Annotated in this window: 8 protein-coding genes; 2 read left to right on the top strand and 6 right to left on the bottom strand. The window is 68.7% G+C overall.

Going from position 1 to position 11,958, the window contains the following annotated elements; translation table 11 throughout:
• The first annotated feature begins 24 nt into the window (after positions 1 to 24).
• The gene (locus L540_RS15485; protein WP_043214096.1) at positions 25 to 1,071 is read left to right on the top strand and encodes a LacI family DNA-binding transcriptional regulator; all 1,047 of its coding nucleotides are present in this window, start codon (positions 25 to 27) and stop codon (positions 1,069 to 1,071) included.
• 3 nt (positions 1,072 to 1,074) lie between these two features.
• Here L540_RS15485 and L540_RS15490 read toward each other — a convergent pair whose 3' ends face one another.
• The 3 genes from L540_RS15490 to L540_RS15500 form a co-directional block, all read right to left on the bottom strand.
• Positions 1,075 to 2,268 carry a BaiN/RdsA family NAD(P)/FAD-dependent oxidoreductase gene (locus L540_RS15490; RefSeq protein ID WP_082149653.1) on the bottom strand — a complete coding sequence of 398 codons (1,194 nt, stop codon included), beginning with the start codon at positions 2,266 to 2,268 and terminating at the stop codon, positions 1,075 to 1,077.
• A gap of 14 nt (positions 2,269 to 2,282) precedes the next feature.
• Positions 2,283 to 4,550 carry an arginine/lysine/ornithine decarboxylase gene (locus tag L540_RS15495; RefSeq protein ID WP_043214095.1) on the bottom strand — a complete coding sequence of 756 codons (2,268 nt, stop codon included), beginning with the start codon at positions 4,548 to 4,550 and terminating at the stop codon, positions 2,283 to 2,285.
• Between the two features lie 168 nt (positions 4,551 to 4,718).
• The gene (locus L540_RS15500; protein ID WP_043214093.1) at positions 4,719 to 5,174 is read right to left on the bottom strand and encodes a hypothetical protein; all 456 of its coding nucleotides are present in this window, start codon (positions 5,172 to 5,174) and stop codon (positions 4,719 to 4,721) included.
• 81 nt (positions 5,175 to 5,255) lie between these two features.
• Between L540_RS15500 and L540_RS15505 the strand changes: the two genes are divergently transcribed.
• The gene (locus L540_RS15505) at positions 5,256 to 5,765 is read left to right on the top strand and encodes a GNAT family N-acetyltransferase (protein WP_043214091.1); all 510 of its coding nucleotides are present in this window, start codon (positions 5,256 to 5,258) and stop codon (positions 5,763 to 5,765) included.
• Here the strand turns inward: L540_RS15505 and dcd are convergent, their stop codons facing one another.
• From dcd to L540_RS15520, 3 genes are all read right to left on the bottom strand, one after another.
• Entirely contained in the window at positions 5,766 to 6,329 is a 564-nt protein-coding gene (dcd, locus tag L540_RS15510) for a dCTP deaminase (RefSeq protein ID WP_029578263.1), read from the bottom strand.
• Positions 6,330 to 6,398: 69 nt separating this feature from the next.
• Complete coding sequence (locus L540_RS15515; protein WP_043214088.1) at positions 6,399 to 10,049, bottom strand: translocation/assembly module TamB domain-containing protein; 3,651 nt, start codon at positions 10,047 to 10,049, stop codon at positions 6,399 to 6,401.
• Positions 10,046 to 11,956, bottom strand: coding sequence for an autotransporter assembly complex protein TamA (locus tag L540_RS15520; RefSeq protein ID WP_043214086.1), 1,911 nt, complete (start codon positions 11,954 to 11,956; stop codon positions 10,046 to 10,048). The genes L540_RS15515 and L540_RS15520 overlap by 4 nt, the downstream gene beginning before the upstream one ends.
• Positions 11,957 to 11,958: the final 2 nt, after the last annotated feature.

The raw sequence follows: 11,958 nt of genomic DNA on the forward strand, positions 1-11,958 counted from the left end.
ACTTGCCGCTTGGCTGCCCATCCCATGAAACCCTCGATCCGCCGCCCCACTCTTGCCGACGTCGCCAAGCTGGCGGGCGTGTCGCTGGGCAGCGCCTCGCGGGCCCTGTCGGTGCCCAAGGAGGTCAAGCCGGCGACGCTGGAGCGCGTCAACCGCGCGGTCGCGCAACTGGGCTATATCCGCGACGGCGCCGCCGCCGCGCTGGCGTCGCGCCGCACCCGCACGGTGGGCGCGGTCTACCCCACGCTCAACAATCCCATCTTTGCCCACTCCACGCACTCCATGCAGCAAACGCTGTGGGAGATGGGCTATCAGCTGCTCATCGCCAGCCATGAGTACCACGACGACGACGAGGCCGCCGTGCTGCGCGCCACGGTCGAGCGCGGCGTGGACGGCATCATCATGGTGGGCACGGACCACAGCGACGAGGTCTTTGCCCTGCTGCATCAGCGCGCCCTGCCCTATGTGCTGACCTGGTCGGTGGACGACAGCCACTACCCCCATTGCGTGGGCATCTCCAACTACGACGCCTCCTATGACCTGGCGCGCTGCGTGCTGGCAAGAGGCCATACCCGCATCGGCGTGTGCGGCGGCCCCATCGCCCGCAACGAGCGCGCCCGCGGGCGCCGCAACGGCGTGCTGGCGGCGCTGCGCGAGCACGGCCTGTCCGTGCCGCCGGAGTGGATCATCGAACAGCCCTTCTCCTTCGAGGGCGGGCGCCAGGCCATCCGCGACTACTGGGCGCTGCCCGAACGGCCCACGGTGATTTTCTTCGGCACCGATCTGCTGGCCATGGGCGCCCTGCACGAATGCCGCCGCCTCGGCATCGCCGTGCCCGGCGAACTGTCCATCGTGGGTTTCGACGGCATCGACGAGACCGAGATGATGCAGCCGGAGCTCACCACGGTGAGCATCCCGGCGCAGGAAATCGGCCGCCGCGCGGCGCGCCACATCGTCGATCTGATCGAAAAGCGCGAGCCGCCGCCAGCCGGCCCGCTGGCGCATGTGGTGCTGGAGCGCGGCAGCCTGGGGCCGCCGCCTGCGCGCCCACGCCGCGCGCGCCGCGCCTAGGCTTCAGAGCGCCCGGCCGCAGGCCACGGCCGACGCCCAGGCCCACTGGAAGTTGTAGCCGCCCAGCCAACCCGTCACATCCACGGCCTCGCCGATGAAATACAGGCCCGGCACGGCGCGCGCCTGCATGGACTTCTGGTCCAGGCCGCGGGTATCGACGCCGCCGCGCATGACCTCGGCCTTTTTGTATCCGGCCGTCCCGGTGGGCGTCAGCGACCAGCAATGGATGCGGGCAGCCAGCTCGCGCAGCTTGCGGTCGGGCACGTCGGCCAGCCGCGCCTGCGCCAGGCCGGCATCGCCCGACTGCGCCAGCCAGGCGTCGGCCAGGCGCTTGGGCCACAAGCCGGCCAGCACGGTGTGCATCTGCTGGCGCGCGCCAGATTTGGCCTCGCGCAATTCCGTGCCCAGGTCGCGTCCGGGCGCCAGATCGATGTCGATGGCGGTCCCCGGCTTCCAGTAGCTGGAAATCTGCAGGATGGCCGGGCCGGACAGGCCCCGGTGGGTGAAGAGCAGGTCTTCCAGGAAGGTCCCCCGGGCCTTGCCCTGTCCGGTGCCCAGGCTGACCTCCAGCGCCACGCCGGAAAGCTCGGCAAAGGGCTGCCACTGCTGCGCATCGAAGGTCAGCGGCACGAGGGCGGGCCGCGGATCGATCACCTTCAGGCCGAACTGGCGCGCCACTTTCAAGCCGAAATCGGTCGCCCCCAGCTGCGGAATGGCCATGCCGCCGGTGGCGATGACCAGGCGCGAGGCGCGCAGCGCGCCGCCGTCGGTGGCCAGCGCCCAGCCCTCGCCTTCGCGCGCGATGCCTTCGACCGCGCAGGGCATGCGCCAGGACACGCGGCCGCGGCCGCACTCGCGGCGCAGCATTTCGATGATGTCCTCGCTGCTGTCATCGCAGAACAGCTGGCCGCGATGCTTTTCATGCCAGGCGATGCGGTGCTCGCGCATCAGCGCCAGGAAATCCTGCGGCGTATAGCCGGCCAGCGCCGAGCGGCAGAAATGCGGATTCTCGGACAGGAACTGGGCGGGGCTGGCGCCCAGGTTGGTGAAGTTGCAGCGCCCGCCGCCGGAGATGCGGATTTTTTCGGCCAGGCGGCTGGCGTGGTCGATCAGCACCACCGACAGTCCGCGCTGGCCGGCGACGGCCGCGCACATCATGCCGGCCGCGCCGGCGCCTATGATCGCGACGTCAAACATGCCGCAGGACAGCCTCAGGCATCGTTCTCTTTGAGGCAGTCCACGTAGTAGCGCTTGGCGCCGTCCGGCCCCACATCCTGGGCCAGGCCATGGATATAGGTTTCAAAGCCCGGGAAGCGCTCATTGAACTCGCGCGCGAATTGCAGGTACTGGACGATGGTGCGGTTAAAGCGCTCGCCCGGGATGAGGAGCGGGATGCCCGGCGGATAAGGCGTGAGCAGCACGCCGGTGACGCGGCCTTCGAGCTGGTCGATCTCCACGCGCTCGACCTGGCGGTGCGCCATGCGCGCAAAGGCGTCCGAGGGCTTGAGCGCCGGCACCATGTCGCTCAGGTACATTTCGGTGGTCAGGCGCGCCACATCGCGCTCGCGATAGGCTTCGTGGATCACCTGGCACAGATCGCGCAGGCCCATGCGCTCATACTGCCGGTGCTCGCGGCAGAAATCCGGCAGGATGCGCCACAGAGGCTGGTTGCGGTCGTAGTCGTCCTTGAACTGCTGCAAGGCGGTCAGCAGCGTATTCCAGCGGCCCTTGGTGATGCCGATGGTAAAGAGGATGAAGAAGGAATACAGCCCCGTCTTCTCGACCACCACGCCGTGTTCGGTCAGGTACTTGGACACCAGGGCGGCCGGAATGCCGGTTTCGCCGAAGCTGCCCGACATATCCAGGCCCGGGGTGATGATGGTGGCCTTGATCGGGTCCAGCATGTTGAAGCCTTCGGCCAGTTCGCCGAAGCCATGCCAGTGATCATTGGCCTCCAGGACCCACTCATTGCGGTTGCCGATGCCCTCGGACACCAGGCGGTTGGGCCCCCAGACTTTGAACCACCAGTCGTTCTTGCCGTACTCGGATTCCACCTTGCGCATGGCGCGGCGGAAGTCCAGGGCCTCACGGATGCTTTCTTCGACCAGGGCGGTGCCGCCCGGCGGCTCCATCATGGCCGCGGCCACATCGCAGGACGCGATGATGGCGTACTGCGGCGAGGTCGAGGTGTGCATCAGATAGGCTTCGTTGAACACATTGCGGTCCAGCTTGCGCGACTCCGACTCCTGCACGATGATCTGCGAGGCCTGCGAAATGCCCGCCAGCAGCTTGTGCGTGGAGTGGGTGGCGAAGACCATGGCGTCCTTGCTGCGCGGACGGTCCAGCCCGATGGCGTGCATGTCCTGGTAGTACTCGTGGAAAGCCGCATGCGGCAGCCACGCCTCGTCGAAATGCAGCGTGTCCACATAGCTGCCCAGCTTTTCCTTGATCATTTCGACGTTGTAGATCACGCCGTCATAGGTGCTCTGCGTCAGCGTCAGGATGCGCGGATTCTTGTTGACGGCCTCGCGCGCGAAAGGATTGGCCTCGATCTTCTTGCGGATGTTCTCCGGATCGAACTCTTCCAGCGGGATGGGGCCGATGATGCCCAGGTGATTGCGCGTCGGGCGCAGAAACACCGGGATGGCCCCGGTCATCGTGATGGCATGCAGGATGGACTTATGGCAATTGCGGTCCACCACCACCACGTCGCCAGCGGCCACGTTGGCGTGCCAGACGACCTTGTTCGAGGTGGAGGTGCCGTTGGTCACGAAGAAGCAATGATCGGCATGGAAGATGCGCGCGGCATTGATTTCCGACTCGGCCACCGGGCCCGTGTGATCGAGCAGCTGGCCCAGCTCGTCCACCGCGTTGCACACGTCGGCGCGCAGCATGTTCTCGCCGAAGAACTGGTGGAACATCTGGCCCACGGGGCTCTTGAGAAAGGCCACGCCGCCCGAGTGTCCCGGGCAGTGCCAGGAGTACGAACCGTCCTGGGCGTACTTGACCAACTCGCGGAAAAACGGCGGCGGCAGGCTGTCCACATAGCTGCGCGCTTCGCGGATGATGTGGCGCGCCACGAACTCCGGCGTGTCCTCGAACATGTGGATGAAACCGTGCAGCTCGCGCAGGATGTCGTTGGGGATGTGCTCCGAGGTGCGCGTCTCGCCGTACAGATAGATGGGGATATCGGCGTTGCGGAAGCGCAGTTCGCCGATGAAGGTCCGCAGATTCTTGATGGCGCTGGCCACGTCCTCGGGTGAATCGACGTCGAACTCCTCGTCATCGATCGACAGGATGAAAGCGCTCGCGCGGCTTTGCTGCTGGGCAAAGGAGCTCAGGTCGCCGTAGCTGGTCACGCCGATGACTTCCACGCCCTCGGCCTCGATGGCCGACGCCAAGGCGCGAATCCCCAGGCCCGAGGCATTCTCGGAGCGGAAGTCTTCGTCGATGATGAATATGGGGAAGCGAAATTTCATGCGGGCGCTCCTGGGGCGGGCAAGGCAAAACGGACGCGAGTGTACTTCGGGACGCCTGCCTGACATCATCAGGCGGGCGCGAGGCCGGCGATTCGGGGGGGATTGTAGGACGGATTTTTAGCCCTGCGGATGACAGACGCCGAAATTGCCGGGGGCCGGAGACCCCGTTCAGCGCAGGATGGCCGGCCGGGCGGCCGCCACGGCGGCCTCGAAACGGCCGAAAAACGCCGCCAGGGGCTCGTCCACCTTGCCTTCCAGGGTGCGCTCGACCCGCGAAATGCCGCACAGACAGACGTCGAAGGCCGGCTGGCCGGTCACCAGGACCGCCGGATCGTCGTTGTCGCAGACCTCGTACTGCCCGCCGTGGCTGCGCCGCGCGACCTCGTACAGATAGGCCGCCATGCCCACGCGCTGCATGGGCGTGAGCGTCAGCGCGCCGGCGCGCACCTGTGCGGCCACCTTGTCGAGCAGCGCCACGCTGCCCGGCCGGTAATCGAACCCGGCGGTGTCGGGCAGGGCCTGCAGAAAATCGGCGGCGGCGGCATTCACGCGCTCGATGAACTCGGCCTCCACCTGCGGATCGGCCCGCTGGACCTGGACTTTCTTCTTGAAGAAACCAAACATCGGCGGCTCCTGCGTTCAGGTATCTTCCATTATAGGAAGCCGCAAGGCCGTCATGGCCAGCGGCCGCAAAAAGGATCGTCGATGCAAGCTATCAGCATACGCCCGCTGGGGCCCCAAGATGCTTCACAATTCCAGTCGCTGCGGCTCGCGGCCCTGCGCGATGCGCCGCGGGCCTTCGGGTCGAGTTACGAAGAGGAGCACCTTGTCACGCCGCAAGAATGGGCCCGCAGGCTGGAGCCATCGCCAGCGCGCGCCGTCTTCGGCGCCTGGGATGGCGAGCGCCTGGTGGGCTGCGCCGGGTTGTTGCGCATGGCGCCGCTGAAACAATTGCACAAGGCGGCGATCTGGGGGGTATACGTTGCGCCCACGCAACGCGGCAGCGGCCTGGGCCGGCGCCTCATGGCCGCCGTGCTCGAAGAAGCGGGCCGTTGGCCGGACCTGCGCCAGGTGCTGCTGACCGTGGCGCAGGACAATCCGGCCGCGCAACGCCTGTATGAAAGCCTGGGCTTCGTCGCCTATGGGCGCGAACCCGCCGCGCTGCGGGTGGCCGGCCGCTATCTCGACGAAACCCTGATGATCAGGACGCTGTGATCAGGTGCGGGGCAGCGTGACGCCGCGCTGGCCCTGGTACTTGCCGCCGCGATCGCGATAGGAGGTCTCGCAGACCTCGTCGCTTTCCAGGAAGAGCATTTGCGCGCAGCCCTCGCCGGCGTAGATCTTGGCCGGCAGCGGCGTGGTGTTGGAGAACTCCAGCGTCACATGGCCTTCCCATTCGGGCTCCAGCGGCGTGACGTTGACGATGATGCCGCAGCGCGCATAGGTGCTCTTGCCCAGGCAGATGGTCAGCACGCTGCGCGGGATGCGGAAATACTCCACCGTGCGCGCCAGCGCGAAGGAATTCGGCGGGATGATGCAGACATCGCCCTTGAAGTCCACGAAGGACCCCTCGTCGAAGTTCTTGGGGTCGACGATGGTGGAATTGATGTTGGTGAAGATCTTGAATTCGTCGGCGCAGCGCACGTCGTAGCCGTAGCTGCTCGTGCCATAGCTGACGATGCGTCCGCCGTTCGCGGTGCGCACCTGGCCAGCCTCGAACGGTTCTATCATGCCGCCCTCGGCCGCGCGGCGGATCCAGCGGTCGCTCTTGATGCTCATGAATGGGTACCCCTATGCAATAGGCGGTATTTTATCTCGTCGCCGCCAGGACCCGGCAGGGGCCCTGGCTTATTGGCCGACCAGCCAGCGGTAGACCAGTTCGATGCCGTTGATCGAGCCGCCCTTGAGGTCCAGGGACAGGCCGCGCGCCAGCCGGTAGCTGGCCCGGCCCACGGTCTCGCTGCCGGCCATGGCCTGCTCCACGCTCAGGGTGATGCCGTTGGCGAAATTCTTGCTGGCCACCAGGAATTGCGTGGCCAGGTCGGCGTCGGCGTCGCGGTTGACCGAGCTGGCCACCGTGCGGTCCGGCAAGAGGCTGCCCGAGCTGCCGATGGCGCCCGTGCGCACGCTGACATCGTCCAGGCCGAACTGCTTGTACAGCGGCTGGCCGCCGCCCAGCAGCGCCGTGCCGATGGACAGCAGCAGGGCCGTGTCGCCGCCGCCGGCGTCCGGCCCGCGGCCCAGCACCAGCCAGGACAGTTTTTCGACATCGCTGACATCAGGATAGGAAACCAGGTCGATGCGCGGACGCTGGGCCGTGCCGGCCACCCGCACCCCCGCCTCGACCGCCTCGCCGGTGCGCAAGGCCTCGATGTCGAGGATGGGATTGTCCAAGCGGCCCTGGAAAGTGAGCGTGCCCCGCCGCAGGCGCAGCTTCTGGCCATAGGCCTCGATGCCCCCGGCCCGGGTATGCAGGGCGCCCATGCCCGTCAGTCGGCCGCCCTGCATCACGATCTGGATATTGCCGACCAGGCCGGCGTCCAGCCCCATGCCGGTGATATAGAAGCGCGGCCCCATGTCGACCTTCAGATTGATGCCGACCTGGATGGGAGGCCCGGCCTTCTGGTCGTCGCCCGGCCTGACCACCCGGACGTCATCGTCCAGCGACGGCACCCCTTGCAGAATCTCCAGGCTGACCCAGCCGGCGTCGGCCGTGATCGAGCCGTCGATGCTGATGCGCGGCAGGGCGATGTCGATGTCCACGCGGCCGCTGACCATGGCGTAGCGGTCGGAGCGCTGCAGCGCCGGGAAGCGGTGCAGGGTCACGCCGATGCGGCCGGCCATATCGGTCAGGTTCCACTCGCCCCGGGCCTCGGCGTAGCCGTCCTTGGCCTCGGGATTGGTGGTGATCCATTCCTTGGTGCGCCATTCATCGGGCATCACGCGCAGCACCGCCGGAAAGCGCAGGGAATCCAGCACCAGCCGGTCGCCGGCCAGGCGGGCGCGCAGCGTGCCGTCCATCAGGCGCACGCCATCGTCGATGCGCACCACGCGCAATTTGTCGCCCTCGATGACGCCGTTGGCCTGCCAGCCGCTGGCCAGCGAGCCGTCGATGCGCGCATTGGCGCGCAGCGACCCGCCGACTTCCAGCGTATCGCCCACGAACAGACCCATCCATGCCAAGTCGGCGATGTCAGCATTGAGCTCGGCGCGCACCGGCTGGCGCGGTTCCAGCGCCAGCCCCTTGAGCTGGGTGGTGGCGGAGGCCTTCACGCGGCCCATTTTTTCGGTGTCGACATCGAGCGCCGCATCAAGCCGGCTGACGCCGCCCTGGCCGGCGCTGGCGGTGAGTTCCAGCTGCAGGGTCTTCAGGCCCAGCGCGATGGGCGGGTCGCCCGGTATGCGCAGATCGCCGCTGCGCCGCGCCAGCCGGGCCCGTCCGGAGAGCGCGCCGGCATATTTCAGGTCCCAGGAGAAATCCAGCGCGATGCGGCGCTGCTCATCCGAGACCATGGCATTGACGCGGCCGCCCGGGTTCTGTTTGTTTTCCTGGCCCAGGGCCGTCATCAGCTGGCGCAGCATGGCGGCGCGCAATTCGAAATTCTCGGCCCGGCCCGCGGTCTCCCAGCGCCCCGGCCCGCCGCGCGAACCGCCATGCGACAGCGACAGCCGCTGCTTGTCCGGAAAGCTGGCCTGGATGTCGGCCGCGCCCACCTGCCACTGCCAGGCAGGCGCCTGCGCCTGCGGCAGATAGGCCAGCGTGACCGCCCCCGGGATGGCGACCGTAAAGCCCGCGCTTTGGACCGACAGGCCGGACAGCCGGCCGCGCCAGCCCGCCAGGCCGTCCTGCTCGGCCCATCCGCCCTCGAAGGCCAGGAGGGCCTCGACGGGCGCGCTGCCCAGACGCTTGGGCTGGGACTGAGGCGGGGTGTAACGGGCCTGCACCTTGCCCTGGTGGCGGCTGGCCTGGCCATCGACATCCCCCTTGAGCGTCACACCCCCGGGCAGGTCCGGCCAGAAAGCCGCCAGCTCGGGGGCCTGGACATCCAGCGCCAGCCTGGCCTGGACATCCTGCAAAGCCCCTTGGGCGCGCAGGTGGTTCTTGCCCAGGGTGAGATCGAGATCCAGGCGCGGCAGGCGCAGGCCCGCGGGCAGGCCCGGGGCCAGCGCGGCGCCGCCGTCCTGGGTGCGCAACTCGGCCGCCAGGGAACCGGCCAGCGGCTGCTTGTTCCAGCGGCTGCCGGGCGCAAAACGCAGCTGCACATCGGCCGAGCGCAGCTCGCTCAGGTCAAGGACTTCCGCCTTGACCTCGGCCTGGGCGCTCAGGACGGCCGGCGGCAGCCAGTCGCCCAACAGGCGCTTGAGATCCAGGCGGTCGGCGGCCAGTTGGGCCAGGACCTGGTCGGGCTGGCCTGGCTCGCTGGCCGCCTGCCAGTCCAGCGCGGCGGTCAGCCCCGAACCGTCATCGCGCTTGAGATTCAACAAGGCATCGCGCAGCGGAAACGCCGCCAGGGGCGCCAGATCGGCGCGCGCATCGAGCACCAGGCCCGCGCCGCTGCCCTCAAGCGTGAGCGCCAGTTGCTCCAGCGAACCTTCGGCCCGGGCCGACAGCGACACCGGGCAGAGCTGGCGCGCGGCCTCGCGCCAGCGCTCGCGCCGCAAATCCGCCTCGCCCGCATCGGGCGCCTGACCGCCCAGGGTGCTGGCCGCCTCCTCGAGGACCTCGGGGCGAGTCACCAGGTAGGCGCCCTGCTCGCCGGCGCGCGCGGCGCCCTCCTGGCGTTTCTGCTCCGGGCGCACGCCGCCCAGTTCCGTGCAGACGGTGGAATCCGGCCGGGTGGCGGCGATGCGCGCCTCCAGGCGCGCCGACAGCGGCCAGGGCGCGGCCAGCCGCCGCACATCCAGAAGCCCGTTCAGGCGCAAGCGCCCATCCTCGTGATCGACGCGCAGGCTCTGAATCTCCAGCCGGGCGGCCGCCTCGCGCTGCGCATGCAGCGCCAGCGCGATATCGTGCAGCGCGACCGGCAAGGGCTGCCCGTCGCGGCTCAGGGCAAGCTCGCCCACGGCCAGCCGGTCCACATCGATGGAGACCGGCAGGGACAGCGAATCAGGCAATCCGCCGGCCTGCTCGCCGGCCTGCTCCGCGGGCTCGGCCGGCGGCAGGCTGACGGCCAGACGGTCGGCCGTCAGCGCGCGCACATGCGCGCGGCGATGACCCAGCTCGCTCCAGTCCACGTCCAGCCAGAGATTGCCAGCCTCGATGCGCGCGCCGGCCACGGTGACGTCCAGCCGGCCGACCCGCAGGCCCAGCAGCACCGATCCCTCGATGCTCTCGACCTCGCCGCCCAGCATCTGCACAGCCGAGCTCACCAGCAGGCGGCTGCCGTTCTGCGAGGCCACCAGCCAGAACACGAAGGAGGCCGCCAGGGCCGCCAACATGGCCAGGCCCGGCAGCCACCAGATGAGCAAATGCCGCAAGACGGCGCGCAGCTTGGTCAAAACGCGATCCCCAGCGAAAAATGCAGGCGCAGGTCGCGATCGCGCTGGCCATAGGCCAGGTCGAGAAAGAGCGGGCCGGCCGGCGTGCGCATGCGCGCGCCCACGCCATAGCCCAGGGCGACGTCCATGGACCCGAAGGACTCGGCCGCGTCGCCCGCGTCGACGAAAACGCCCACGCCCCAGCGCTCGTTGAAATAGTGGTCGTACTCCACGCTGGCGACCGCCAGCGTGGGCGCGCCCACCGTGGCGTCATTCTGCTTCAAACCTATGCTTTGGTAGCGATAGCCGCGGATGGAGCGCGCCCCGCCCGTGCGGAAACCGAAGTCATCCGGCACCCGGGTCCTGCTGTTGGACCATACGCGGCCAACCTCGCCGCGCAGGGTCAGCACATCGCGCTTGCCCACCGGCCACCACTTCTGGCCGCGCAGCCGCAGGCGGAAATACGGGTCTCCGCTGTCGAGCACGGCCCCCACGCCGCCGCCCACGGCGATCAGGTTGCCCTCGCGCGGATCGTATTTGCTGTCCACGTCGCGCCGCAGCCAATCGGCCGTCAGCGTGGCCGTGGGCAGGTTGTAGGTATCGCCCCCATCGATCTTGACATGGTCGTGGGCCAGCAGCGCCCCCCAGCGGGTCTCGTACTCCACCCGGCTGTCGCCGGCGCCCTTGCGCTCCTGCGTGCGCGTAAAGCCCAAGGCATAGCGGGTGACGTCCAGGCCCTGGATGTCCGAATGCTGCGCCAGCACGCCAACGGCATCGCGCCGTCCCCGCGCATCCGGCGGCAGGGTGAAGTCCGCATAGGCGCGCTGCTGCAGGCGATCCACGCCCACGCCGGTTTCCAGCGTGACCGGCTGGCCGAAGACGATATTCTGGCGGTAGATGGTTTCGAAACGGACGCCGGCCGTGTCGTCGACACCCACGGCCACGGCGGCCCGCTTGGGCGGCGCCTCGACCACGCGCACGTCGACCGGCAAGGTCACCTCGCCATCGGGCTCATAGACCGCGGGCGGCGCCGCGCCCGGCGCGCCCGAAACCTTGGCGTCGCCGGCGGGCTGGGCCGCGGCCAGCCCGCCGGCGCCCGGCGCGCGGGCCTTGACGTCGCCATCCGGCTGGATCGCCGCCGGCGCTTCGGCCAGCTGCCCATCCGAACGGCGCAGCGACACGAAGGCGCCGCGGAAAAACGCGGTCGATTGCAATGCCTGCTGCCAGTCGTCGAGCTTGTCCTGGTCATAGGCGTCGCCCTCGTTGTAGCGGACGTAGCGGGTGATCAGGCTTTCGGGCACGCGCTGCAGGCCCTGGGTGTGCAATTCGCCCAGGCGCACCAGGGGCCCGCTGTCGATCTGCACGGACAGATCCACCATGGCGCTTTCGGCATGCACCTCGGCCTGCGACTCGGTCATGGTGGCCAGCAGGAAGTCGCGCGAGGACACGCTGTCCAGCAAGGCGGACTTGGCCTTGTTCCATTCGCCGTTGATAAAGGGCTGGCCGGGCTTCAGGCCCCAGGCCTCGCGCCACTGCGTGATGCGGGCGGCGTATTCGGGCCGCTGCACCCGGCCGGTAAAGCGCAGATCGACCGAGCGGATGAGCGCCCGGGGCCCGGACTGGATGGAGATATCCCAGGTATCGCCGCCCACGTCGGTGCCGGGGGCCAGCGTGACCGTGGGCGTGAAATAGCCCTGGGTGGCCAGGGCGGCCACGGTCGCATCGCGCGCGCGGCGGCGCAGGCGGGTGATTTCGCCGCCGTCCTGGTCTTCGGCCAGGCGCGCAATGGCATTGACGGCCTCGGTGATGACCGTCAGGGACTGGGGCGTGACGCCGCCGGGATCAATGATGATCTCGGGCCGCTCGGCACGCGCCTGCACGGACCACGCCAGGACTGCCAGGGCAAGAGCGGCGCGATACCTCCGCATGC

The organism is Bordetella pseudohinzii (genome assembly GCF_000657795.2).
In the GTDB taxonomy this organism is placed as follows: Bacteria; Pseudomonadota; Gammaproteobacteria; order Burkholderiales; family Burkholderiaceae_B; genus Bordetella; species Bordetella pseudohinzii.

Bases quoted from the DNA above. Each gene is read 5' to 3' on its own strand.
- L540_RS15485 (WP_043214096.1), top strand. From the start codon at position 25: ATGAAACCCTCGATCCGCCGCCCCACTCTTGCCGACGTCGCCAAGCTG.
- L540_RS15490 (WP_082149653.1), bottom strand. From the start codon at position 2,268: ATGTTTGACGTCGCGATCATAGGCGCCGGCGCGGCCGGCATGATGTGC.
- L540_RS15495 (WP_043214095.1), bottom strand. From the start codon at position 4,550: ATGAAATTTCGCTTCCCCATATTCATCATCGACGAAGACTTCCGCTCC.
- L540_RS15500 (WP_043214093.1), bottom strand. From the start codon at position 5,174: ATGTTTGGTTTCTTCAAGAAGAAAGTCCAGGTCCAGCGGGCCGATCCG.
- L540_RS15505 (WP_043214091.1), top strand. From the start codon at position 5,256: ATGCAAGCTATCAGCATACGCCCGCTGGGGCCCCAAGATGCTTCACAA.
- dcd (WP_029578263.1), bottom strand. From the start codon at position 6,329: ATGAGCATCAAGAGCGACCGCTGGATCCGCCGCGCGGCCGAGGGCGGC.
- L540_RS15520 (WP_043214086.1), bottom strand. From the start codon at position 11,956: ATGCGGAGGTATCGCGCCGCTCTTGCCCTGGCAGTCCTGGCGTGGTCC.